We start from the raw sequence: 24,398 nt of genomic DNA, 5'->3' as shown, positions 1-24,398 counted from the left end.
CCTCAGACCAGAATCATGTTGTCGCGATGCACCAGCTCCGGCTCATCGACATAGCCGAGCAACTTTTCGATTTCATCCGATGGGCGCCCGAGGATTCGCTGCGCCTCGGCAACGCTGTAGTTCACCAGACCGCGCGCGACCTCTTCGCCCTGCGGACCGACACAGACCACCATCTCACCGCGACGAAAACTGCCCTGCACCGCCCTCACACCGACCGGCAAGAGGCTGCGATTGCCCTGGCGCAGCGCATACACAGCGCCCTCATCCAGCGTCAGGGTACCGCGCGTTTGCAGATGTCCCGCCAGCCATTGTTTGCGCGCCGCGTGCCGACTGCACTCGGGCGCGAGCAACGTCCCCAGGCGTTCGCCAGCCTTGAGCCGCGCAAGCACCTGCTCGATGCGCCCGCCGACAATCACCGTATGCGCACCGGAGCGCGCCGCCAGTCGCGCCGCGCGCAACTTGGTCTGCATACCGCCACGCCCCAGCGCCCCCCCGGTGCCACCGGCAACGGCATCCAGCGCCGGATCGTCGGCACGCGCCTCACTGATGAGGTTGGCATCAGGATTGGTCCGCGGATCAGCATCGAACATGCCGTCACGATCAGTAAGAATGACCAGTAAATCGGCCTCGACCAGATTGGCCACCAAGGCAGCAAGCGTGTCGTTGTCGCCAAAGCGGATTTCGTCGGTGACGACGGTGTCGTTCTCGTTGATCACCGGCACCACACCGAGATCAATCAGCGTGCGCAGCGTGCTGCGCGCGTTGAGGTAGCGCTTGCGATCAGAAAGGTCGTCGTGGGTTACCAGGATCTGCGCCGTCTGCTGATTGCAACGCGCAAAACTCGACTCCCACGCACGGATCAATCCCATTTGCCCGACTGCCGCAGCCGCCTGCAACTCATGCACAGCCTTCGGCCGCGCCGCCCAGCCCAGACGACTCATGCCGGCAGCCACCGCACCCGACGACACTAGCACCAGCTCGACACCGGCAGCACGCAAGGCCACCATTTGGTCCACCCAAACCGCCATTGCTGCCTGATCGAGACCACGCCCATCGGCGGTCAGCAGCGCACTGCCGATTTTCACCACCCAGCGCCGCGCACCGCTCACCTTGTCCCGCATCGTTCCCGCCTTGTCATTCGGCCAAAACCTTTCCGGGGCGGCCACGCATGAGCACGCCTTCCCGACCTCTCACCCGAATCTGCTTGCCGTGCGCTCAAACTCAGCGCACGTAGAAGATCTCGGCACCACCCTCGTCATCATCATCGTCATCGAAGTCGTCATCATCGACCTCGTCAGCTGCCTTGACGCCCGCGCGACGCAGCGCTCGCTGGTCGTCCAGCTCCTGCAGACGCGCACGCGCCTCGTCCTCAATCTGACGATCGAGCTCGGCCAGCGCCTCGGCATACTGCGGGTCCTCGGCAATACGCAGCGTACGCTCATCGAGATAGCGCATGATCGCCTGAGCCAACGCCTCGGTACCGTCGCTTTCCAGCGCCGAGATCACGAACACCGGTCCCTTCCAGTCCAGCCGCTCGACCACCTGACGCATGCGCTCCTCGCGCTCCTCGTCGAGCAGCTGATCAGCCTTGTTCAGCACCAACCAACGATCACGCTGCATCAGCGCCGGACTGAACTTCTCCAGCTCGCGCAGGATGACCTCGGCGGCATCGGCCGGATCACTGCCATCCGGCGGCACCATATCGACCAGATGCAGCAGCAAACGGGTACGCGCCAGGTGCTTGAGGAAGCGAATGCCCAGTCCGGCACCCTCTGCCGCCCCCTCGATCAACCCAGGAATATCGGCGATGACGAAGCTCTTGTAGCGCCCCACGCTGACCACACCGAGATTCGGCACCAGCGTGGTGAACGGGTAGTCGGCAACTTTCGGTTTGGCCGCAGAAACCGAGCGAATAAAGGTGCTCTTTCCGGCGTTCGGCAACCCCAGCAGGCCGACGTCGGCCAGCACCTTCAGCTCCAGCTTGAGATCACGCGCATCCCCCGGCTTGCCCGGCGTGGTCTGCCGCGGCGCACGGTTGGTGCTGGATTTGAAACGCGTATTGCCCAGCCCATGCCAGCCACCCTGCGCCACCAGCAGGCGCTGACCCGCCTTGGTCAGATCACCCATGATTTCCTGGGTCGCGGCATCGATGACCGTGGTGCCCACCGGCACCGGCAGAATCAGATCCTCGCCCTTGGCGCCAGTACAGTCGGTGCTGCCACCCTTCTGCCCGTTCTGCGCATGGAAGCGACGGGTGTAGCGGTAGTCCACCAGAGTGTTGAGGTTCTCGTTGGCCTCGAGATAGACCGAGCCACCATCACCGCCATCGCCACCGTTGGGGCCGCCCTTCTCGATAAACTTCTCACGCCGGAAGCTCATCATGCCGTTGCCGCCGTCGCCGGCCTTTACAAAAATCGATACTTCATCGACGAATTTCATGGGAACGCCTCCCGTCACAGGACGGGCTTAGGAAACAGAAACGTAAGGATCTTGCAAAAACGCTGAGGCATACAGCGTTTTGCAAGAGCCTCACAGGATACAGAAACAAAAAAGCCCCGTCGCATGACAGGGCTTTTCCAGCAACGCCGCAGTTAGGCTGCGACGACGCTCACGTAGCGACGGCCAAAAGCGCCCTTCACTTCGAACTTGACCACACCTTCGACCTTGGCGAAGAGGGTGTGATCCTTGCCCATGCCAACGCCATAACCGGCGTGGAACTGGGTGCCACGCTGGCGAACGATGATGTTGCCGGCCTTGATGACCTGGCCACCAAACATCTTCACGCCAAGGCGTTTGCTTTCGGAATCGCGACCGTTGCGGGTACTACCGCCAGCTTTTTTGTGTGCCATGAGTTCAATACTCCTGTAGGGGGATTCAGGCCCGATTAGCCCTGAATACCGGTGATTTTGACCTCAGTGAACCACTGACGGTGGCCCTGACGCTTCATGTGATGCTTACGACGACGGAACTTGATGATAGTGACCTTGTCGTGGCGACCCTGGGCAACCACCTCAGCGGTAACCTTGGCACCGTCGACCACCGGAGCGCCGATCTTCACGTCGTCGCCGTTGCCAACCAGCAGAACGCGGTCGAAAGTGACAGCTTCGCCAGTCGGAACTTCGAGTTTTTCAATCTTGAGGAATTCGCCTTCGGCAACCTTGTACTGCTTGCCGCCGGTCACGATAACTGCGTACATCTGTGTATCTCCGTTGATCCTGCTCACCCAGCGCTTTATAGAAGGTATTGGTGGCTGGCATGGCTGCATGGGGCCGGATGAGACGCCCGTGCAATTGCGTAAGGCAGGGAAATGCCCGTGGGGAAAGTTCAGGGTCCGCGATTGTACGCACGTGACAATGGCGGCGCAAGGCCCAGCGGCGCTCGCCTTGACAGTGCCAGAGCCGACTCATAGCATGCCGCGCAATCTGCGAGGAGTCCCTGATGCAACCCCAGTCTTTCTACCAGGTAGTGGCCGACGATTTTGCCGCTGTCGACGGCATCATTCGCAAGCAACTGACCTCGCGCGTTCCGCTGGTGGAAAAGATCGGGGACTATATCACCTCGGCGGGGGGCAAGCGTCTACGCCCCCTGCTGGTGCTACTCAGCGGCAGCGCGCTGGGGCATCAGGGCGATCAGTTGCGTTTGCTGGCGGCAATCATCGAATTCCTGCACACCTCAACACTGCTGCATGACGACGTAGTCGACATGTCCGGCATGCGCCGTGGCCGCTCGACGGCCAATGCCCTCTGGGGCAATGCGCCGAGCGTACTGGTGGGCGACTTCCTCTATGCCCGCTCGTTCGAAATGATGGTCGAACTCGGCTCGATGCCGGTCATGCGCATCATTTCCCAGGCGACCCGCGTGATCGCCGAAGGCGAAGTGCTGCAACTGTCGAAGGTTCGCGACGCCAGCACCACCGAAGCCATCTACATGGAAGTGATTCGCGGCAAGACCGCGATGCTATTCGAGGCCTCCACCCATAGCGCCGCTACTCTGGCGGGCGCGACTGCAGAGCAATGCGAAGCGTTGCGCACCTTCGGCGACCAGCTCGGCATCGCCTTCCAGCTGGTCGACGATCTGCTGGACTACCAGGGCGACGCAGAAACCCTGGGCAAGAACGTCGGCGACGACCTGGCTGAAGGCAAACCCACCCTGCCGCTCATCTACACCATGCGCGAAGGCACGGCCGAACAGGCCGAACTGGTTCGTCGCGCAATTCAGAAGGGCGGCGTCGAAGATCTGGAAAGCATCCGCAGCGCGGTCGAAGCCTCGGGTGCACTAGCCTATACCGCGCAGCTGGCACGCGACCATGTCGAGCGCGCCATCGGCAGCCTGGAACTCATCCCCGCCAACCACTACCGCGACGCGCTGGTGGAGCTGAGCCGTTTCGCCATCGCCCGCACTCACTAAGCGAGCCACCCTTCGCGCCAATCGGCGCTAGCGAAATCCAATCCCCCTTTTCCAGACCACCGCTTCGCGCGGTGGTCTTTCTGCGCTTGCACTTCCGCAAATAACAATTATTCTCATTAAGAAATTTAACTGGAGGTGCCGCATGACTTACTTAATTGATGCCTGGCTGGATCGGCCACAACCCTACCTGCGCATACTCGACCGGCAAACGGGAACAATCTGCGTGTCGCTGGAAGGCGATGCCCTGGAGGAACTGCGCGAACAGGGCGATCTGGATCTGCACGAGCTGAGCACCAGCGAGCCCTGCGTGCTCAAGGAACAGGTACGCAACCTGTTCCTGTACAGCTATGCCCGGGCGTTGCGCCCGTAGCGAAGCGAGGCGGCACGGACGGCCACCTGCGATTCAGAGCACGTCGAGCAGCTCGACATCGAACACCAGCACGCTGTGCGGCGGGATGCTGCCGACGCCCTGGGGGCCGTAGGCCAGCTCGCTGGGTACGTAGAGGCGCCATTTGCTGCCGGCGTTCATCAGTTGCAGGGCCTCGGTCCAGCCGGCGATCACGCCACCGACCGGAAATTCGGCCGGCTGGCCACGCTCGTAGGAACTGTCGAACACGCTGCCATCGATCAGGGTGCCATGGTAATGCGTACGCACGTTGTCTTCACGAGTCGGACGAGCGCCGTCGCCGGTCACAAGCACTTCGTACTGCAGGCCGGACGCCAGCACCGTGACGCCGTCACGCTGGGCATTTTCAGCCAGGAACGCGCGCCCCTCGGCAGCAGCCGCCTCGGCCTTCTGCTGCGCTTCGGCCTGCATGCGCTCGCGAATGACGGCGAAGCTGGCGTTGAGTTCCTGCGGACTGACCTGGCTGGCAGCCCCGGCGAACGCATCGCGAATACCGGCGATCACCGCATCCAGGCTGACCCCCGGCGGCGGATTGTCCCGCAGCTGATCGCCCAGCTGGCGGCCGATGCCGTAGCTCACGCGGGTTTCGTCGGTAGAGAGGTTGAGTTCGGTCATGCCGAGGCTCCGAAAGGCGAAAAAGGGCCGCTAGCCTAGCACAGCTCGCCACCCTCTCTGCGCCAGCGGCGCGGACGGAGTCAGTGCTTGGTGAGCTTGTCCAGATAACCCATGACGAACGCCGAAAGCACGAAGGTCAGATGAATGATCACGTACCACATCAGCTTCTCGCTCTCCAGCTGCTGGGCGTCCATGAACATGCGCAGCAGGTGAATCGAAGAAATCGCGACGATGGACGCCGCGACCTTCATCTTCAGCGAGCCGGAGTCCATCTTGCCGAGCCAGTCGAGCTTCTCCTTGCCCTCGGCGATATCCAGCTGGGACACAAAATTCTCATAGCCGGAAATCATCACCATCACCAGCAGACCGCCAACCAGCGCCATGTCGATCAGCGACAGCAGCTTGAGGATCAGTTCGGCCTCACTGAGCGCGAGGATCGCCGGCAGGATGTGAAATATTTCCTGGAAGAACTTGATCGCCAGCGCCAACAGCGCAAACGCCAGACCGAAATAGATAGGCGCCAGCAGCCAGCGCGCCGCATACATGGTGTTTTCAAGAAAGCGTTCCATGAGGCTCTCACAACCGGGGAGGAAATTCGGCTGGCGAGTATACGCAGCACGAAATGACGGACAAGTCGAGGATGTGCCGCGATATTACGCTGTGGATAACAGCCCGAAAGAATCGACACTGTTCAAGGCGCTGCCGCTGCGCGAGCATGACCCGCACGGCGTGTCATCTCTCCGGCTGGGACTCCCACCCGCCCAGGAAGCGCGCCTGATTGGCGTTGACCCGGCGCAGCTCGGCTTGCATGTGCAACTGCCAGATGGCCGGATCCTCGGAGGGGCAATAGCCCTGCCCCTGCAGGTTGCTGGCGATCATCTCCAGCACCGACTCGGCCATGCGCGGTCCGCGGAACGGACCCTGCACCTTTATCGCTGTGGGCTGCGAATCGGCCAGACCGGCCGCACAGAGCAGCGTCCACAGACCGTTACCGCCCGCCAGCGGGCGGATCATGCATTCGATACGGGTCACCAGACCCAGGCATTGACGATTCAGGCATAGCGCGTGCGACATGGCGGCGGTCCTCGCAACCTGGCTGCCGCAACGCCGAAGGCCAGCGCTGCCAGGCAGCCTGCTTATCCCCACCGGCTGTGGATAAACCTGTGGATGGACGGTGAATGGAGCCTGCCCGGTAGACCCGCCGCCTGCGCTATCGTTCCGCTTGTTAGGCGAAAAGTGCCATCTATTTGCCTTCTTCCTCCGGCGGCTCCGCGCCAGCCGGGCGACCCTCTTCCGGCTTGTCGTCATCTTCCAGACCGATGGCAGCGATATCGCGCAGCCGTTCCACCACGCGCGCATTCACGCTGCCGGACGGAAAGCGCCCCTGCTCGTCCGCTGCGCCCACCTGCTCGCCGACCAGCAGCGACAGCGCCTCATCGACCTGACGCACCGCGTAGACGTGGAAGCGCTCGCAGCGAACCGCCTCGAGTACCCGCTCGTCGAGCATCAGCGTAGCGACGTTGGCGAAAGGAATGATCACGCCCTGCTCGCCGGTCAGCCCGCGCGCCTCGCAGAGGCGGAAGAAGCCCTCGATCTTCTCGTTGACCCCGCCAACCGCCTGCACCTCGCCGAACTGGTTGATCGAGCCAGTGATGGCGAAACACTGTTTGAGCGGCGTGCGCGACAGCGCGGAAATCAGCGCGCAGCACTCGCCCAGCGAGGCGCTGTCGCCGTCGACATAACCGTACGACTGCTCCAGCGCGATGCTCGCCGAGATCTCCAGCGGAAACTCCTGCGCATAGCGGCTGCCGAGATAGCCGGTGAGGATCATCACGCCCTTGGAGTGGATCGGCTGGCCGAGGTTAACCTCGCGCTCGATGTCGACGATGCCCGAGCCGCCCGGATAGACGGTGGCGGAAATGCGCGCCGGCATGCCGAACGCCGAATCGCCCACCTCCAGTACCGTCAGCCCGTTGCACTTGCCGATGGCCGCGCCTTCGCTGTCGATCAGGATCACGCCGGCGAGGATGTCATCGAGGATGCGCGCCGACACCCGGCCGGTGCGCGTCGCCTTGGCCTTCAGCGCACGTTCGATGTGGCCGACGTCCGTCACCGCGTCCTTGGCCAGCTGACGGATGAAGTCGGCCTCGCTGACCAGCTGGAACAGATCGCCGATACGCGCCGACAGCCGCCCCTGGTGCTCAGCCAGCCGCGCGCTGTAAGTCGCCAGCCGCGCCACCGCGGCGGCGCTCAGCGGCGCCATGCCCTCCTCCGAGGTGCGGGTCTTGAGCAGTTGGGCGAACTGCTCGAGGCTGTCCTCGGCCAGCGGGATGTCCTCGTCGAAGTCCACCAGCACCCGGAACATCTCCTGGAAGTCCGGGTCCAGGTCCTGCAGCGTGTAGTACAGCTGCCGCGAGCCGATGATGATCACCTTGACGTTGAGCGGAATCACTTCGGGCGTCAGCGTCACCGTGGCCAGACGACCGAGCTCGGCCAGCGGCGACTCCATCTTCAGCTTGCGCGACTGCAGGGCACGCTTGAGCGCCTCCCAGACGAAGGGTTCGCCGAGCAGTTTCTCCGCCTCGAGCATGAGAAAGCCGCCGTTGGCGCGATGCAGCGCACCAGGGCGCAATTGCCGGTAGCTGGTGTAGAGCGCGCCCTGATCGGTGTTGTATTCGATGCGGCCGAACAGGTTGTCGTAGGTCGGATGCGGCTCGAAGACCACCGGCGCACCGGCGTCGAGGCTGTGGCCGACCATCAGACTCGGGTTGTACTGCTCCTCCAGCAGCACCCGGCTCTGCGCTTCCGGGCGATTCTCGTCCACCAACTGCTCGACCACCGTCTTCAGCAGGTTAACCTGCACCGCTTGCAGATAGGCCTCGACCCCGGCGTTCTCCGCATACTTCTGCGACAACGGCGCCAGCAGCGGCTGTAACGCCTGGCTGATGGTTTCGTCATTGAGCAGGCGCAGCTGATTGGTCGACTCGCGCTTCCACTGCGGCAGGCTGGCCAGCTCCTCGTTCAGGCGTACCTCCAGCGCGGAAATATCGTTGTGGTAGCGCTCGCGCTCGGCTTCGGGCAGCAGGGCGAAATCGGCTTCGTCCAGCGCCTTGCCATCCTTCATCGGGGTGAAGGCGATATTGCTGGCATCGCGGTACAGCGCGATCTCCTTCTCCAGTGCGAGCTTTTCGATGATGTCCAGCGCCTTGTCGTAGCGCTGATTGAACGCGCGATCGATGGCGCTCTTCTTCTGCTGAAAGCTCGGGTGCTCGAACACCGCCGGAAAGGTCGCCAGCAGGTTGTCGATCAGCTGGTTGATGTCGGCGATGAAGGCCGCCGCACTGCCCGGCTCCAGCTTGAGCACACGCGGCTCGCGCGGTTCGTCGAAATTGTTGATGTACAGCCAGTCGGCCGGCGTCTGCAGGCGCTTGCCTTCGGCGCGCAGATAGCGGCGCACGAAGGAGAAACGACCGGTGCCCGGCTCGCCCATGACGTAGACGTTATAGCCGGGGCGCGGCATCGCCACGCCGAACTGCAATGCCTCGACGGCCCGCTCCTGGCCAAGCACGCCGAGGAACGGCTCCAGCTCGTCGGTGTTGGTGAAGTTGAACTGGCTGGGGTCGAACGGACGGGTCAGCGCATCGGGTGCCAGGCGCAGCCCGGCCGCGATATTTTCAGACATCGGGAATCCTTGAGGATGGCACGCGGGCCACGATTGATGCCGCCATTCTGGCGTCGCCACCGACACGCCGCAAGGCTGCCGGCTGCAGCGTCGGCGCTTCGGGCCGAGCCGCGTCCGCGATCACACGAACAGGCGAACCCGAACCACGCTGTCACACGCCGACACACTTAGTCGCAGCCGTATGTCCCCGTCGGTTTGATTCAGGTCAACCGTCCGCGCAGCTGAAAGGGGCTTGCTAGAGCCTTCCCAAACAAGGAGACCTATCGTGATGCGTCCCTCTCACGCCCTGTTGCTTAGCAGCCTACTTTTTTCCGCCTCGGCGCATGCCGACGAGCTGCGCGAGCGCGCCAACGCCGTCTTCAAGCCGATTCCAGCCAAGGTCACCGAAGTTCGCGGCAAGACCGTCAGCGAGAACCAGGCATTGCTCGGCCACAAGCTGTGGTTCGATCCGCGCCTGTCCAGCAGTCACATCATCAGCTGCAACAGTTGCCACAACCTCAGCATCGGCGGCAGCGACAACGTGCCGACCTCCATCGGCCACGGCTGGCAGAAAGGCCCGCGCAACTCGCCGACCGTTCTCAACGCGGTATTCAATGCCGCGCAGTTCTGGGACGGACGCGCCAAGGACCTGCAGGAACAGGCCAAGGGCCCGGTGCAAGCCAGCGTCGAAATGAACAGCACGCCCGAGCGCGTCGTCGCCACGCTCAAGAGCATCCCGGAGTATGTCGCCGGGTTCGGCAAGGCCTTCCCCAACGACAAAGACCCGGTCAGCTTCGACAACATGGCCTACGCGCTGGAGGCCTTCGAGGTCAGCCTGACCACGCCGAACTCGCCGTTCGACCGCTTCCTCAAGGGCGAGGACAAGGCTCTGGATGATCAGCAGAAGAAAGGCCTCGCGCTGTTCATGGACGTCGGCTGCAGCGCCTGCCACAGCGGCGTCAACCTGGGCGGCCAGAGCTACTTCCCGTTCGGCGTGATCAAAAAACCGGGCGCGGAGATCCTGCCGACCGGCGACAAGGGCCGCTTCGCCGTGACCAACACCGCCAACGACGAATACGTGTTCCGCGCCGCGCCACTGCGCAACATCGCCCTGACGCCGCCGTACTTCCACAGTGGCGAGGTCTGGGAACTGGAACAGGCGGTGGCGATCATGGGCGACAGCCAGCTCGGCCGCCAGCTCTCCGAAGATGAGGTCGGTGCGATCACCGCCTTCCTCCACAGCCTCACCGGCGAGCAGCCCCAGGTCGCCTATCCGCTGCTGCCGGCAAGCACCGCCAGCACACCGAAGCCCGAGTAAGCGGCTCTGCGATCCCGACGCAGACGCATCGGGATCGCCCTGGGCGCAACGGCACCCCTCGTCCGGCTGGTTGGACAACCCCGGATACCTCTACTAGCCTCGAGCAAGACATGACCAAAGTGAATTTCGCTCATGGCTCTGAAGCATGCCCGATCCGGTGAAGTGATCCATCTGCTGCGCGCAGACCAGCTTCCCGAACTCAAGTCACAAGCCCTCGTCAGTACGCCCGAGCTGGAGGTCATGCGTCTGGTGCTCAATGCCGGGCATGTCGTTCCCAGCCACGCCGTGGCGGGCTCCATCACCATTCATTGCCTGCAAGGCAGCATCGAGGTCCAGGCCGACGGGCGCTGGCAGACGCTGCACGCCAACGACTTGGTGTATCTGGCCGGCCACGCCGAGCATGCCTTACAGGCCATCACCGATACGGTCACGCTGGTGACCATCCTGCGCGTGCCGGCGCCGCCCTGATTGCCTCCGACGCAAGCACCGGACTTCCCCCGCCACGTCACTCCACAGAGGAATGCGGCCTTGGAAAGAGCTCTACGGATACTCAGCTTCGTGGTCCTCGCGCTGATGCTGGTTGCCATTCTGTACGCCGGCGGCATCGGTATCACCCACTGGACAGGCATCGGCGTGTGACGGCCGTTGAGGCATCTCAATGAACAAACGACAAACCCGCTCCTTCGCCGTCATCTCCACCGCCATCGCCACGGTGGTCTTCCTCGGCCTCACGGTGGACAGCCACCGGCAGTTTCCCAAGCTGACCAACGCCGAGACCATCACCCCCGAGGTGACTCGCGGCAAGGACGTCTGGCACGCGAAGAACTGCATCAACTGCCACACCCTGTTTGGCGAAGGCGCCTATTACGCGCCAGACCTCACGAAGATTTCCCAGCTGCGCGGCGCGCCCTACCTCACCGCCTTTCTCAAGGACCCAGGCAGGTTCTACGACGAACAGCGCCATCGCCGGCTGATGCCCAACCAGAACCTCAGCGACGAGGAAATCGCCGCGCTGATCGCCTTCTTCGACTGGGTCGCCAACGTCGACAACCAAGGCTGGCCGCCGCGACCGATTCTGGTCACCGGCTCGTCGATTCCCGGCACCGACCTGACGCTGGCGCAGCAGGACGCTTCCGGGCCCGGCAAGGCCGACGCCGCGCTGCCGCCGGGAGCACGCCCGATCGGCGGCGCCGAGGATCCGATCGCCAAGGGTGAGGCGCTTTTCCGCACCGCCAGCCCGGCCTGCAATGCCTGCCACTCCATCGCGCCGGGCGTGAACCTGGCCGGGCCGACGCTGGCGGGCCTCGCCTCGCGAGCCGAACAGACGATGGCCTCGGCGGACTACAAAGGCAGCGCCGACAGCATCGAGGCGTACATCCGCGAGTCCATCGTCTCCCCCAGCACCTATCTGCATCCGGGCGACATGTATTCGGCGGGCGGCACCTCGTTCATGCCGAATACCTACGCCCAGTCGCTCACCGACGAGCAGCTCGACCAACTGGTCGCGTACCTCGCGACATTCAAATAACAGCGGCAGCTGCCGCGGGACGACACTTGTAGAGGTCAGGCTATGCGCTACAAATCACAGTCCGTCGCTTATTGGTATTTCGCCGTCGCAATGGTGCTGTTCGGCCTGCAACTGGTATTCGGCCTGCTCTCGGCAGCGAAATACCTGGGCCCCGATCCGCTGCTGAACCTGCTGCCCTTCGACGTCACCAAGGTGATTCACACCAACCTGCTGATCGTCTGGGTGCTCACCGGCTTCATGGGCGCCACCTACTGGATGGTCCCGGACGAATCGCGCAGCGAGCTGCACAGCACCAAGCTGGCCTACATCCAGCTCGGCCTGTGGGTGGTGATGGGCGTCAGCGCCATCATCGGCTACCTGTTCCGCTTCGGCACCGGCAACAAGCTGCTGGAGCAGCCACTGCCGCACAAAATTGTCATCGTCATCTGCATGCTGATCTTCCTCTACAACATCGGCATGACGATCAAGAAATCCGGCCGTTTCACCACCACCGAGGGCGTGCTGCTGCTCGGCCTGGCCAGCGCCGCGGTGCTCTACCTGCCGGCCCTGCTGCATTACGAGAACTACACGGTGTCGATCTACTACCGCTGGTGGACCATCCACCTGTGGGTCGAGGGCGTGTGGGAGATGATCCAGGGCGGCTTCCTCGCCTACCTGCTGATCCGCCTGTCCGGCGCCGACCGCGAGGTGATGGAGAAGTGGCTGTACGTGATCGTCGGCCTGGTGTTCATCGCCGGCATTCTCGGCACCGCGCACCACTACTACTGGGTCGGCGTACCCGGCTATTGGCTGCCGATCGGCGGTTTCTTCAGCGCGCTGGAACCGGTGGCGCTGGTCGGCATGGCGATGTACGCCTACTACGCCATGCGCCGCTCGGGCCTGGCGCATCCGAACAAGCTGGCGCTGCACTGGACCCTCGGCAGCGCGGTCTTCACGCTGTTCGGCGCCGGCCTCTTGGGCTTCGCGCACACCTTCCCCAGCGTCAACAAGTGGACCCACGGCACGCTGATCACCGCCATGCACGGCCACGCCGCGTTCTACGGCGCCTACGCGATGATCGTCATGGCGATGATCGTCTACGCACTGCCGTCGCTGACCCGCGGGCGCGAGGAGGAAGGCGGCACGATCGGCTACTGGGCCTTCTGGCTGCAGTTGGCCGGCATGTTCGGCATGACCCTGTCGTTCGCCACCGCCGGCATCGGCCAGGTCTATCTGGAGCGCATCCTCGGCATGGGCTATCTGGATACGCAGCTGAAGATCCAGATCCACTTCCTCATGCTGGTGGCCACCGCCTCGATCTTTGCCACCGGCGTCGGCCTGTTCATCTATGACTTCTTCCGCCACCCGCGACGGATCGAGGTCGAGACGAATGAGGTGCAGCCGACCAACGCTCCGGCGCGGCACGTACTGTGACCGACATGAATGTCTCGCCCATGCCGCGCGGCGAACGCCTCCCGTTTCCGACCGCCGAGCCCTGGTACCAACCGAATGCCGACGAGGTGCAAGTCTTCGAGCAGTGCCACGCGCGCCAGCTGGCGGTGATGCTCAAAGGCCCGACCGGCTGTGGCAAGACGCGCTTCGTCGAGCACATGGCCTGGCGCCTCGGCCGGCCGCTGATCACCGTGTCCTGCCACGACGACATGACCGCCAGCGATCTGCTCGGACGCTTCCTCATCGGCACTGACGGCACGCGCTGGATCGACGGCCCACTGACCCGCGCGGTGCGCGAGGGCGCGATCTGTTACCTCGACGAAGTGGTCGAGGCGCGCCAGGACACCATTGTCGTGCTGCATCCACTGACCGACTACCGGCGCATCCTGCCGCTGGACAAGACCGGCGAAACCCTCGAGGCGGCGCCAGGCTTCCAACTGGTGGTGTCCTACAACCCGGGCTACCAGCGCATGCTCAAGGACCTCAAGCCCAGCACTCGTCAGCGCTTCGTCGCACTGGAGTTCGACTTCCCCGATGCCGACCGCGAGGCGGCCATCGTCGAGCGCGAAGGCGCTATCGACGCGCCTACCGCGCGCGCGCTGGTCAGCCTCGCCGGGCGCCTGCGCGCGTTGCAGGATCGCGGCCTGGCGGAGCTGCCCAGCACCCGCCTGCTGATCGCCACGGCCCGCCTGATCGGCAGCGGCGTCGCGTTGCGCAGCGCCTGCAATGTCGCGCTGATCGCCCCGCTGTCGGACGACCCCGCGCTGGTCGGCGCCATGCGCGAGCTGGTCGAGCTGACGTTCGTCTGATGGCCGAAGCCGAAGACGTCGTCACCGACGTTGCCCGCCACGCCACCGTTTACGTTCAGGCGCTCTGGCGCCGACGGCGTGAATCGACGGCACCGGCGCGGCCGACCCTGGCGGACGTCGCCGACCACCTCGACCTGCTGCTGCATGCCAGCCTCGGCCAACGCTTCACCCTGCGCGCGGCGCAGCCGCCGGCGCCACCTACGTTGCTGGAGAAACTGTTCCGCCGCGTCGAGGCGCCCTATCTACAGCACGCCGTGCCGGCCACCGATGGCCGCACGATCTGGCTGCCGGCACGCCTGGACACGGCCGATCCGGCCGACGCCCGCACGCTGTACCGCACCCTCGCCCTGCAACAGGCAGTGCGCGCGCGGCGCGGCGCGGCGGCGCTGGTGCAACGCATCGAATCTCCGCTGCAGCGCAGCCTGTTCGTGCTGCTCGAAGCCTGGGCGGCGGATACGCACCTGATCGCGCAGCTGCCGGGCCTGCGCGCTGCCATACAGCAGCAGCGCAACCAGCTGCTGGCCGCGCGGCCGCCGCTGGCCCGCTTCAGTGCCGCGCGCCAGCCGCTGGAAGCCCTCCTGCGCCGATTGCTGCAGTCGCCAAGCGACGCTGCGCCCGACGAGCTGCCCACATGCTTCGACGGCCATCAGGCGTTGCAGCTGGCGGCACGGCTGGCGGCCCGTCTCTATCCACACGGCGAACCGGCTGGCGCCACGCTGCTGCCCGACCTGTGGACCGGCGAGCTGCGCGCACCGTCCCGGCTGGATCCGCTCGACGCGACGACGACCGCACCGGACCCCGCCGCCGCACCACCGCGCAGCGCTCGCCTGCCGCGTCGGCCGCAGGTGCGCGAGGCGGCCGATGACGAGGACGACGACACTCAGCCGGGCATCTGGATGGTGCAGCCTTCGCCTCCGCTGGAACATGCCGAGGACCCGCTCGGCATGCAGCGCCCCAGTGATCGCGACGAGGCGACCGCGGCCGAGGACTTCGCCGACTCGCTCAGCGAGCTCAACGAGGCGCGACTGGTGGTCAGCCCCGGCAGCCCGAAGGAAGTCCTGCTGTCCGACGACCCACCCGAGCCGCGCGCGCGCTTCAGCCGCAACACGCCGAACGCCACCGCCGCCCTGCGCTACCCGGAGTGGGACTACCGCAGCCGAAGTTACCGCCATCCGGGCGCGCAGGTGCTGTTGTTGCCGGCAGAGCCCGGACCACAGCAGTGGATCGAACAGACGCTCGAACGCCATCGCAGCATGCTGGCGACCATCCGCCGGCAGTTCGAGCAGCTCAGCGCACGGCGTCTGCGTCTGCGCCGCCAGCTGGATGGCGACGAGGTGGATCTGGACGCCTACCTCGACGGCCTCGCCGAGGCCCGCGCCGGCCTGAGCATGCCGCAGGCGCTGTACCAGACGCAGCGACTGCAGCAGCATGACCTGGCGATCATGCTGCTGGTCGATGCCAGCGGCTCCACCGACGGCTGGCTGAGCAATCACCGCCGGGTCATCGACGTCGAGCGCGAGGCGTTGCTGCTGGTGTGCCTGGCGCTCGACGGGCTGGGCGAGCCCTACAGCGTGCAGAGCTTCTCCGGTCAGGGACCGAACGCAGTGACGGTGCGCAGCCTCAAGGCCTTCGGCGAGCGCTACGGCGAAAGCGTCGGCCGGCGCATTGCCGGGCTGGAACCGGAGCACTACACCCGCGCCGGCACCGCCATCCGCCACGCCAGCAGCCTGCTGATGCAGCAGCCGGCGACGCACCGGCTGCTGTTGCTGCTCTCCGATGGCAAGCCCAACGACGTTGACGAATACGAAGGCCGCTATGGCGTCGAGGACCTGCGCCAGTCGATCACCGAGGCACGGTTGCAGGGCATCCGGCCGTTCTGCCTGACCATCGACCGTCAGGCCGCCAGCTACCTCCCGGCCGTGTTCGGCGTGCACCAGTACGCCCTGCTGCCCAAGCCAGAGCTGCTGCCACGCGTGCTGCTGGACTGGCTCAGGCGACTGATCGCCGCCTGAGCGGCGCCAAACGAAAACGCCCTGCAGGTGCAGGGCGTTCGGTCAGCGCGAATGCGCTCAGGGCTGGTTGCGGTTCTGCTCACGCAGCAGGTCGCGGATCTCGGTGAGCAGCAGCTCCTCCTTGGTCGGCGCCGGCGGCGCGGCGGGCGCTTCGGCCTCCTTGCGACGCAGCGAGTTCATTGCCTTGATCGCGATGAAGATGGCGAACGCGACAATCAGGAAATCCACCACCGTCTGGATGAACGCGCCGTAGCGCAGCAGCACTGCCGGGGTTTCGCCAACCGCCTCCTTGAGCACGATCGCCAGATCGGAGAAATCCACGCCACCGATCAGCAGCCCCAGCGGCGGCATCACCACTCCGTCGACGAACGAAGAAACGATCTTGCCGAACGCCGCCCCGATGATGATACCGACGGCCATGTCGATCACATTGCCGCGCATGGCAAACGCCTTGAATTCGCTGATCAGGCTCATATGAGAAATCCTTAGCTGAGGAAGAAGTGCCAGCATGCGCGCCGCTCCGCGACGGCCGAGGCCCGCCGTAGAGCATAGGCGTTCGGTCGTGAGTCGACCACACCAACCGCACGTTCGTCGCGCGCCGCCAGCGCCGCGGCAATCGCTTGATCGCCGTCAACCGAGGAACACGGAGGCGCGGCTAAGGTAGCGCTTCCCTGTACATCCCGGAGCAGTTCCATGCACGTTGAACACCACCCCCTGGTCAAGGATTTCCCCGAAAAGCGCGAGCAGCTGCAGAAACTGCGTCAGGAAGATCCGGCTTTCGCCCGCAAGGCCGATGACTACGAAGCGCTGGACAAGCGCATCTGCCGCGTCGAAGACGGCGTTGAAACCCTCGACGATGCCGCACTGAACGCCCTCAAGCAGGAGCGTGTGAATCTGAAAGACGACATCGCCCGCGACCTCAAGCGCGCCGGTGGCAGCTGCTGCGGCGGTTGCTGCGGCTGAAAGCTCGGCAGAGCGACAAAAAAGCCCGCATTCGCGGGCTTCTTTGTTTGTGCCGTCCGTCAGAACAGCCCGCCGAAGCGGAATCCCGCGCCAACCCAGACGAATGCCACGGCGGTCAGCGTGATCAGCACGATATGCGCGCCCAGTTGCGGCAAACGTTGCGCGTCGAGTTTGGGAATCAGCGCCAGCCGCGCGTGCACGCCCAGCACTGCGGTCAGCCCGAGCAGCACCAGCTTGGCCTGGATCAGCTGCGCCGCCGGCGTCGCGCCGAACCACTGTGCATGCGGTAGCCACAGGCTGGCCATCCACAAGCCCGTGACGATCTGGATCAGCAGCGCCGGAATGCCGATACGCTCGTAGATCTGCTCGAAGTTGCGCACCGGCTGCGGGTCGCGCTGGCGCAGCGCCTTGGGCAACACGCCGAACAGCAGCACCAGATGGCCGCCGACCCAGACGCTGGCGCCCAGCAGGTGCAGAAACAACAGATGACGCATGGCGCTCACTCCCGTTCGATTTGTTTACAGTCTGGCGGCTGCCGCGCCGCTTGTGGCTGATGGCAATCAAGTCAGCCGTTATCATGCGACTCCATTTGCCCCACGCGGAGTTTCCCATGGCCAAGGCCAAGCGCATGTATGGCTGCACCGAATGCGGCTCGACCTTCCCCAAGTGGGCCGGCCAATGCGGCGACTGCGGCGCCTGGAATACGCTGGTGGAAACCGTCGTCGAGGCCGCTCCCGCAGCGTCGGGGCGTGCCGGCTGGGCCGGTGATCAGGCCAACATCAAGACGCTGGCCGAAGTCAGCGTGGAAGAAGTGCCGCGCTTCTCCACCGCCTCCGGCGAGCTGGACCGCGTGCTCGGCGGCGGCCTGGTGGACGGCTCGGTGGTGCTGATCGGCGGCGACCCCGGGATCGGCAAGTCGACCATCCTGCTGCAGACCCTGTGCGCCATCGCCCAGCGCTATCCGGCACTGTACGTCACCGGTGAGGAATCCCAGCAGCAGGTCGCGATGCGCGCGCGCCGCCTGGACCTGCCGCAGGACAAACTCAAGGTGATGACCGAAACCTGCATCGAGTCGATCATCGCCACCGCCCGGCTGGAAAAGCCCAAGGTGATGGTGATCGACTCGATCCAGACCATCTTCACCGAGCAGCTGCAGTCCGCGCCCGGCGGCGTCGCCCAGGTGCGCGAGAGCGCGGCGCTGCTGGTGCGCTACGCCAAGCAGAGCGGCACGGCGATCTTCCTGGTCGGGCACGTCACCAAGGAAGGCGCCCTGGCCGGGCCGCGCGTGCTCGAGCATATGGTCGACACGGTGCTCTATTTCGAGGGCGAGTCCGACGGCCGCCTGCGCCTGTTGCGCGCGGTGAAGAACCGCTTCGGCGCGGTGAACGAACTCGGCGTGTTCGGCATGACCGACAAGGGTCTGAAGGAAGTCACCAACCCCTCGGCGATCTTCCTCACCCGCGCCCAGGAGGCGGTGCCGGGCAGCGTGGTCATGGCCACGTGGGAAGGCACCCGGCCGATGCTGGTGGAGGTGCAGGCGCTGGTCGACACCAGCCACCTGGCCAACCCGCGCCGCGTCACCCTGGGCCTCGACCAGAACCGCCTGGCCATGCTGCTGGCCGTGCTGCATCGCCATGGCAGCATCCCGACCTACGACCAGGACGTGTTCATCAACGTGGTCGGCGGCGTGAAGGTACTGGAAACCGCGGCGGATCTGGCGCTGATGGCCGCGGTGATCTCCAGCCTGCGCAACCGGCCGCTGGATACCGATCTGTTGGTATTCGGCGAAGTGGGCCTGTCCGGCGAGATCCGCCCGGTGCCGAGCGGTCAGGAGCGCCTGAAGGAGGGCGCCAAGCACGGCTTCAAGCGCGCCATCGTCCCCAAGGGCAACGCGCCGAAGGAGGCGCCGAGCGGGCTGCAGATCATCGCGGTGACGCGTCTGGAACAGGCGCTCGACGCGCTGTTCGAGTGACAGCTAGAAACCGCCCAGCGCCGCCAGCTCGCGCTCCAGCAACGTCTCGTCGCCGAGGTTGAGTTCGACCAGCCGGCGCAGGTGGGCGATCGAGTCGAGGTCGATGTGCTGGCAGGCGAAACCGATAAGCTCGCCCTCCTCGTGGGCCATCGTCACCTCCATGCGCACCTCCGCGTCACCGGACAGCCGCACCCGCACCTGAAACGGTTGCGCGGCGTCGGCGTCCCACTGCTGCGGCCGGCGCACCAGCAGGCCCCGGAGCGACAGATCATGCAGCTCCACCGGCCAGCACCGCTCGCCCTGGCTCAGCTCGGTGGTGGCGTCGAACTCGATGCGCTGGAAGCGCCGACGGTCGCTGGGGGAATCAGTCATCAGAAAATCACTCCGCAAAACCTGGAATCACTATAGACAGCCGCGTCGGCGCATGCCGTCACAACCAGCGGCGCACGCGTCGGCAATAGTCACGGTAAGCGTCGCCGAACAGCTCGTTCAGCAGGCGCTCCTCGTGGACGATCACCCCGCGCTGCATGCTGTAGATCAGCAGCGGCAGCAGCAACCACGGCCACAGCGTGCCCCACAGCAAGGCGATGCCGACGTAGATCAGGCTGTCGGCCAGGTAGATCGGATTGCGCGAGAAGCGGAACGGCCCCTCTTCCAACAGCTTCGCCGGCGTGCCGTAAGGATTGACCGTGGTGCGCCGCCAGAGCATCAGCAAGCCGGCCCAGAGCATCAGCACCACACCGGCGTCGATCAGCCCCCAGCCGAGATAGTGCGTCCACAGATTCTGCGGCAGCCCGAGCGGCAGCAACCCATCGAGCGCCCAGGCGGCGGCGAGAAACAGCAGGTAGATCAGCGGGGGTGGCAGCAGGACGCCATTGGCACGCTTGAACATGGAAGGGCTCCGGGTCGGGCGATTCGCTGCAGTCTACGCGGTTCGCTGGGGCACCGCTGCGCTAGGCCCGACGCCTAGCGCGGGGCGATGCTCAGCGCGTACTTGATCAGCGCCGCCGTGCCGTCGATGTTCAGCTTGCGGCGGATGCTCAGCCGGTGGGTTTCCACGGTGCGCACGCTGATCGCCAGTTCCCGCGCCATCGCCTTGCTGTCCAGACCGCGGGCAAGCATCTGCAGGATCTGCTCCTCGCGCGGGGTGAGGTTGTGCGCGGCGGCGTCCTGCCGCTGTTCGGCCAGTCGACGGGTGATTTCCGCGCTGTAGAAGGTGCCGCCGGCGGCGACCGCCTCGATCGCGGCGATGATCTCCCGCGCCGAGGAATCCTTGAGAACGTAGCCACGCGCGCCGGCATGGATCGAACTGCGCACGTATTCGAGGTTGTCGTACATGCTCAGCATCAACACCTGCAGCCGCGGGTACAGCTGGCACAGGCGCCGGGTCAGCTCCAGGCCGTTGGTGTCCTTCAGGCCGATGTCCAGCAGCAGCAGGTCCGGTTGTACCTGTTCGAGCAGTTCGAGCGCCGCGGCGCCGCTGTCCGCCTCGCCAACCACCTCGATCTGCGGCATCACGGCCAGCAGCGCGCGAATGCCGTCGCGCACCAGCGTGTGGTCATCGACGAGGGCTATGCGGATCGGGGTGCCGGAAATCATTGGGCGACTCTTCTGGCAGGCGGTGGCTCGCGGCTCAACTCGCCGAGACCGGCAATACTACATGCATCGCGCTGCCCTCAGAGCTGGACGAAAGACTGAGTTGTCCGCCGAGGTGCTCGACCCGCTCGCGGATGTTGCGCAGGCCGATGCCGCCGGGCATGCGCTCGATGGTGCGCGGATCGAAGCCGATGCCATCGTCGCGCACTTGCAGCTGCACGCCGTCGGCGCTCGGCGCGAGGTCGATCTGAACCAGGCTGGCGCGGGCATGCCGTTCGATGTTGGTCAGCGCTTCCTGGACGATACGAAACAGCGCCACCGCCACCGCATCGGGCAACGGTGCATCGCCCAGCTGCTGGCGGCAGACCACCGTCAATCCACACCGCTGCTCGAATTCCGTGGCCAGCTGGCCGATGGTCGCCGACAGCCCGAGGGTGTCGAGCAGCGAGGGGCGCAGATCGTGGGAGATGCGCCGTACCTCGCCGATGGCGCCGCCAAGCCGTTCGATGGCCTGTTCGAGGCTGTCCAGGCCGCCGCTGGCGCCGCGCTGCAGCTGGTGAGCGGCCAGCTCGAACTGGAACTTGATCGACACCAGCAGCTGGCTGATGCCGTCATGCAGCTCGCGCGACACCCGCGAGCGCTCGTCCTCCTGCAGGCTGAGCAGACGCTGGTTGAGTGCCTGCAGCTTGCGGTCGGCCAGACGGTGCTCCTTGATGCTCAACATCAGGCTGCCGATGAACACCACCAGCACCACGATCAGCGTCACCCCGGCGATGGCGATCATCGTCGCGCGGATACCGCTGGCCACCTCCGAGCGCACCTGCCGGGTGGCCTGCTCGATGTCTTCCAGGTAGATGCCGGTGCCGACCATCCAGCCCCAGCCATCAAGCATGGTCACGTAGGCCAGCTTGTCGGTTTCCTGCCCACTCGATGGCTTGCGCCAGGAGTAGCGCTGGAAGCCGTCGCCGCTGATGGCGCTCTTGAGCAGCGCTTGAATCACCGGCAGGCCGTGGATGTCGGTCATGTGCCAGAGATCGCGGCCGACCAGCTCGGCCTGGCGCGGATGCATCAGGTTGCGACCGCGGTCGTCGTAGACGAACAGGTAGCCATCCTCGCCGAAACTGATCTTGCCCAGCGCATCCAGCGCCTGCCTCTGCGCCGCGGCGTCGCCGCGCCCGCCAGCGTGCAGCGGTGCGATCACGCTCAACGCCATCGCCACGTAGTTCTTCAGCTCGGCCTGCTTGCTGGACAGGATGGCGCTCTCGATCAGCTGTACCTGCTGCTCGCCGAGCCGCTGGTTCTGCAGCAGCACCAGTGCGCAGATGATCGCCACCGCCAGCAGCAGCGGCAGGATGCCGAGGGCAACGATTTTGTGCTTGAGCTGCATGGGACGTCTCGCGAATCGGAATGCGCGGATGCGCTGGGTCAGGGCTCGCGTCGCGCCTACGTAAATCTACGTAGCCACGCTGAGTAGTACTGCGAATACCGGCGATTGCAGGATGTGGCGATAGTAGCAAGGCTCGCCCGAGGCGCGCGCATTCACAACGCCCAATAACAATGACGCCGCAGACCCTACAGTCGACGGCGGGAGAAAACTCTATGAACCGATTGGTCAGCCAGCTCGCCTGGTTCGCCCTCGCAGTGCTGGGCGCCGTCGCCCTCGGTGTCGTCGCACTGCGCCGCGGCGAAGCCATCAACGCACTCTGGATCGTGGTCGCCGCCATGGCGATCTACCTGGTCGCCTACCGCTACTACAGCCTGTTCATCGCCACCAAGGTGATGCAGCTGGACCCCGCCCGCGCCACCCCGGCCGTGCTCAACAATGACGGTCTGGACTTCGTGCCGACCAACAAGCACGTGCTGTTCGGCCATCACTTCGCCGCCATCGCTGGCGCCGGCCCGCTGGTCGGCCCGGTACTCGCCGCGCAGATGGGCTACCTGCCCGGCACGCTCTGGCTGATCGCCGGCGTGGTGCTGGCCGGTGCGGTGCAGGACTTCATGGTCCTGTTCCTCTCCACGCGCCGCAACGCCCGTTCGCTGGGCGACATGGTGCGCGAGGAGATGGGCCGCATCCCCGGCACGATCGCGCTGTTCGGCTGCTTCCTGATCATGATCATCATCCTCGCGGTGCTCGCGTTGATCGTGGTGAAGGCGCTGGCGCACAGCCCATGGGGCATGTTCACGGTGATGGCGACCATCCCGATCGCCATGTTCATGGGCGTGTACATGCGCTACCTGCGTCCGGGACGCATCGGCGAGATTTCCATCATCGGCGTGGCACTGCTGCTCGGCTCGATCTGGCTCGGCGGGGAGATTTCCACCGATCCGTACTGGGCTGGCGTGTTCACCTTCACCGGCGAGCAGATCACCTGGATGCTGGTCGGCTACGGCTTCGTCGCCGCAGTGCTGCCGGTATGGCTGATCCTCGCGCCGCGTGACTACCTGTCGACCTTCCTCAAGATCGGCACCATTGTCGCGCTGGCCATCGGCATCCTGATCCTCGCGCCCGAGCTGAAGATGCCGGCGCTGACCCAGTTCACCGACGGCACCGGCCCGGTGTGGAAGGGCGCACTGTTCCCGTTCCTCTTCATCACCATCGCCTGCGGCGCGGTATCCGGCTTCCATGCGCTGATCAGCTCGGGCACCACACCCAAGCTGCTGGCCAACGAGACCCATGCCCGCTACATCGGTTACGGCGGCATGCTGATGGAGTCGATGGTCGCCATCATGGCGATGGTCGCCGCCGCGGTGATCGAGCCGGGCGTGTACTTCGCCATGAACAGCCCGCCGGCAGTGGTCGGTGCCGACGTCGCCAGCGTGGCTGCGGCGGTCAGCAACTGGGGCTTCGCCATCACCCCGGAAGCGCTGGAAGGCGTCGCCCGCGACATCGGCGAAACCAGCATCCTCAACCGCGCCGGCGGCGCGCCGACGCTCGCCGTGGGTATCGCGCAGATCCTCCACCAGGTGCTGCCGGGCGAGAACACCATGGCGTTCTGGTACCACTTCGCGATCCTGTTCGAGGCACTGTTCATCCTCACCGCGGTGGACGCCGGCACCCGTGCCGGGCGCTTCATGCTGCAGGACCTGCTCGGCAACTTCGTGCCGGCGCTCAAGCGCACCGACTCCTGGGGCGCCAACGTGATCGCCACCGCCGGTTGCGTGGCGCTGTGGGGCTACCTGCTGTACCAGGGCGTGATCGACCCGCTGGGCGGCATCAATACCCTGTGGCCGCTGTTCGGCATCTCCAACCAGATGCTCGCCGGTATCGCGCTGATGCTCTGCAGCGTGGTGCTGATCAAGATGAAGCGTCAGCAGTACGTCTGGGTCACCCTGCTGCCGGCCCTGTGGCTGCTGATCTGCACCACTGTCGCCAGCCTGATCAAGCTGTTCGACGCCAACCCGGCGGTGGGCTTCCTCGCCCTGGCCGACAAGTACCGCACCGCGCTTGACGCCGGCCAGGTACTGGCGCCGGCCAAGGACCTCGGGCAGATGCAGAACGTGATCATGAACGCCTACACCAACGCCGGTCTGACCGTGCTGTTCCTGGTGGTGGTGTTCAGTATCCTGTTCTATGCGTTGAAGGTCGGCCGCGCCGCCTGGATTCGCAGCGAGCGCACGGACAAGGAAATGCCCTTCGAGAGCATGCCCAGCGCCTGACCCTGCCGCGCCGGGCGCCGCGA

Annotated in this window: 25 protein-coding genes; 11 read left to right on the top strand and 14 right to left on the bottom strand. The window is 65.1% G+C overall.

Going from position 1 to position 24,398, the window contains the following annotated elements; translation table 11 throughout:
• Positions 1–2 precede the first annotated feature (2 nt).
• The 4 genes from proB to rplU form a co-directional block, all read right to left on the bottom strand.
• Entirely contained in the window at positions 3–1,121 is a 1,119-nt protein-coding gene (gene proB, locus HU825_RS08555; protein ID WP_054093498.1) for a glutamate 5-kinase, read from the bottom strand.
• 100 nt (positions 1,122–1,221) lie between these two features.
• Entirely contained in the window at positions 1,222–2,439 is a 1,218-nt protein-coding gene (gene cgtA, locus HU825_RS08550) for an Obg family GTPase CgtA (RefSeq protein ID WP_234303306.1), read from the bottom strand.
• 152 nt (positions 2,440–2,591) lie between these two features.
• Positions 2,592–2,849: a 50S ribosomal protein L27 gene (gene rpmA / locus HU825_RS08545; protein WP_008567431.1), complete on the bottom strand. Its 258-nt coding sequence runs from the start codon at positions 2,847–2,849 to the stop codon at positions 2,592–2,594.
• Between the two features lie 35 nt (positions 2,850–2,884).
• On the bottom strand, positions 2,885–3,196 hold the full coding sequence (gene rplU, locus HU825_RS08540; protein ID WP_043297998.1) for a 50S ribosomal protein L21: 312 nt from the start codon (positions 3,194–3,196) through the stop codon (positions 2,885–2,887).
• A 242-nt stretch (positions 3,197–3,438) separates the two neighbouring features.
• Here rplU and HU825_RS08535 point away from each other — a divergent pair, with 242 nt between their 5' ends.
• Together HU825_RS08535 and HU825_RS08530 are read left to right on the top strand one after the other, a co-directional pair.
• On the top strand, positions 3,439–4,407 hold the full coding sequence (locus tag HU825_RS08535) for a polyprenyl synthetase family protein (RefSeq protein ID WP_054093496.1): 969 nt from the start codon (positions 3,439–3,441) through the stop codon (positions 4,405–4,407).
• 142 nt (positions 4,408–4,549) lie between these two features.
• A complete protein-coding gene (locus HU825_RS08530) occupies positions 4,550–4,777 on the top strand; it encodes a PA4570 family protein (protein ID WP_043298000.1) in 228 nt (75 codons plus the stop codon).
• Between the two features lie 33 nt (positions 4,778–4,810).
• Here the strand turns inward: HU825_RS08530 and HU825_RS08525 are convergent, their stop codons facing one another.
• The 4 genes from HU825_RS08525 to HU825_RS08510 form a co-directional block, all read right to left on the bottom strand.
• Positions 4,811–5,428 carry a BamJ family beta-barrel-assembly machinery protein gene (locus tag HU825_RS08525; protein ID WP_054093495.1) on the bottom strand — a complete coding sequence of 206 codons (618 nt, stop codon included), beginning with the start codon at positions 5,426–5,428 and terminating at the stop codon, positions 4,811–4,813.
• A gap of 80 nt (positions 5,429–5,508) precedes the next feature.
• On the bottom strand, positions 5,509–5,997 hold the full coding sequence (locus HU825_RS08520) for a TIGR00645 family protein (RefSeq protein WP_008567437.1): 489 nt from the start codon (positions 5,995–5,997) through the stop codon (positions 5,509–5,511).
• Positions 5,998–6,160: 163 nt separating this feature from the next.
• Complete coding sequence (locus HU825_RS08515; RefSeq protein WP_043298002.1) at positions 6,161–6,502, bottom strand: PA4575 family protein; 342 nt, start codon at positions 6,500–6,502, stop codon at positions 6,161–6,163.
• A gap of 169 nt (positions 6,503–6,671) precedes the next feature.
• Positions 6,672–9,110 carry a Lon protease family protein gene (locus HU825_RS08510; RefSeq protein ID WP_234303305.1) on the bottom strand — a complete coding sequence of 813 codons (2,439 nt, stop codon included), beginning with the start codon at positions 9,108–9,110 and terminating at the stop codon, positions 6,672–6,674.
• A gap of 268 nt (positions 9,111–9,378) precedes the next feature.
• Between HU825_RS08510 and HU825_RS08505 the strand changes: the two genes are divergently transcribed.
• The 6 genes from HU825_RS08505 to HU825_RS08480 all read left to right on the top strand — a co-directional run bounded on the left by HU825_RS08505 (position 9,379) and on the right by HU825_RS08480 (position 16,187).
• Complete coding sequence (locus HU825_RS08505; RefSeq protein WP_054093493.1) at positions 9,379–10,407, top strand: cytochrome-c peroxidase; 1,029 nt, start codon at positions 9,379–9,381, stop codon at positions 10,405–10,407.
• Positions 10,408–10,539: 132 nt separating this feature from the next.
• Positions 10,540–10,875 (top strand): cupin domain-containing protein, encoded by a 336-nt coding sequence (locus HU825_RS08500; RefSeq protein ID WP_231736812.1) that lies wholly within the window; start codon positions 10,540–10,542, stop codon positions 10,873–10,875.
• A gap of 190 nt (positions 10,876–11,065) precedes the next feature.
• Positions 11,066–11,935 carry a c-type cytochrome gene (locus HU825_RS08495; RefSeq protein ID WP_043298006.1) on the top strand — a complete coding sequence of 290 codons (870 nt, stop codon included), beginning with the start codon at positions 11,066–11,068 and terminating at the stop codon, positions 11,933–11,935.
• 42 nt (positions 11,936–11,977) lie between these two features.
• Positions 11,978–13,348 carry a cbb3-type cytochrome c oxidase subunit I gene (locus HU825_RS08490; protein ID WP_054093490.1) on the top strand — a complete coding sequence of 457 codons (1,371 nt, stop codon included), beginning with the start codon at positions 11,978–11,980 and terminating at the stop codon, positions 13,346–13,348.
• Positions 13,349–13,353: 5 nt separating this feature from the next.
• Positions 13,354–14,175 (top strand): CbbQ/NirQ/NorQ/GpvN family protein, encoded by an 822-nt coding sequence (locus tag HU825_RS08485; RefSeq protein WP_284692205.1) that lies wholly within the window; start codon positions 13,354–13,356, stop codon positions 14,173–14,175.
• On the top strand, positions 14,175–16,187 hold the full coding sequence (locus HU825_RS08480) for a nitric oxide reductase activation protein NorD (RefSeq protein WP_234303304.1): 2,013 nt from the start codon (positions 14,175–14,177) through the stop codon (positions 16,185–16,187). The genes HU825_RS08485 and HU825_RS08480 overlap by 1 nt, the downstream gene beginning before the upstream one ends.
• Positions 16,188–16,244: 57 nt before the next feature.
• Here HU825_RS08480 and mscL read toward each other — a convergent pair whose 3' ends face one another.
• Positions 16,245–16,661: a large-conductance mechanosensitive channel protein MscL gene (mscL, locus tag HU825_RS08475; protein ID WP_155551484.1), complete on the bottom strand. Its 417-nt coding sequence runs from the start codon at positions 16,659–16,661 to the stop codon at positions 16,245–16,247.
• Between the two features lie 219 nt (positions 16,662–16,880).
• On the opposite strand from mscL, the gene HU825_RS08470 reads away from it, so the two are divergent.
• Positions 16,881–17,150, top strand: coding sequence for an HP1242/YdcH family protein (locus HU825_RS08470; protein ID WP_234303303.1), 270 nt, complete (start codon positions 16,881–16,883; stop codon positions 17,148–17,150).
• A gap of 59 nt (positions 17,151–17,209) precedes the next feature.
• Here HU825_RS08470 and HU825_RS08465 read toward each other — a convergent pair whose 3' ends face one another.
• The gene (locus tag HU825_RS08465) at positions 17,210–17,644 is read right to left on the bottom strand and encodes a CopD family protein (RefSeq protein WP_043298011.1); all 435 of its coding nucleotides are present in this window, start codon (positions 17,642–17,644) and stop codon (positions 17,210–17,212) included.
• Positions 17,645–17,760: 116 nt separating this feature from the next.
• Here HU825_RS08465 and radA point away from each other — a divergent pair, with 116 nt between their 5' ends.
• Positions 17,761–19,122, top strand: coding sequence for a DNA repair protein RadA (gene radA / locus HU825_RS08460; protein ID WP_234303302.1), 1,362 nt, complete (start codon positions 17,761–17,763; stop codon positions 19,120–19,122).
• Positions 19,123–19,125: 3 nt separating this feature from the next.
• Here radA and HU825_RS08455 read toward each other — a convergent pair whose 3' ends face one another.
• From HU825_RS08455 to HU825_RS08440, 4 genes are all read right to left on the bottom strand, one after another.
• Positions 19,126–19,494 (bottom strand): PilZ domain-containing protein, encoded by a 369-nt coding sequence (locus tag HU825_RS08455; protein WP_138301037.1) that lies wholly within the window; start codon positions 19,492–19,494, stop codon positions 19,126–19,128.
• Positions 19,495–19,552: 58 nt separating this feature from the next.
• Positions 19,553–20,014, bottom strand: a complete 462-nt coding sequence (locus HU825_RS08450) for a methyltransferase family protein (protein ID WP_054093485.1) — start codon at positions 20,012–20,014, stop codon at positions 19,553–19,555.
• 74 nt (positions 20,015–20,088) lie between these two features.
• On the bottom strand, positions 20,089–20,721 hold the full coding sequence (locus HU825_RS08445) for a response regulator (RefSeq protein ID WP_077682599.1): 633 nt from the start codon (positions 20,719–20,721) through the stop codon (positions 20,089–20,091).
• Between the two features lie 34 nt (positions 20,722–20,755).
• Complete coding sequence (locus tag HU825_RS08440) at positions 20,756–22,105, bottom strand: cache domain-containing protein (RefSeq protein ID WP_043298016.1); 1,350 nt, start codon at positions 22,103–22,105, stop codon at positions 20,756–20,758.
• Between the two features lie 212 nt (positions 22,106–22,317).
• Between HU825_RS08440 and HU825_RS08435 the strand changes: the two genes are divergently transcribed.
• A complete protein-coding gene (locus HU825_RS08435) occupies positions 22,318–24,375 on the top strand; it encodes a carbon starvation CstA family protein (RefSeq protein ID WP_054093483.1) in 2,058 nt (685 codons plus the stop codon).
• Positions 24,376–24,398: the final 23 nt, after the last annotated feature.

Source organism: Pseudomonas phenolilytica (genome assembly GCF_021432765.1).
Lineage (GTDB): Bacteria > Pseudomonadota > Gammaproteobacteria > Pseudomonadales > Pseudomonadaceae > Stutzerimonas > Stutzerimonas phenolilytica.
The sequence above is the reverse complement of the archived record's forward strand: the minus strand, read 5'-3'. Positions and strand labels throughout refer to the sequence as shown.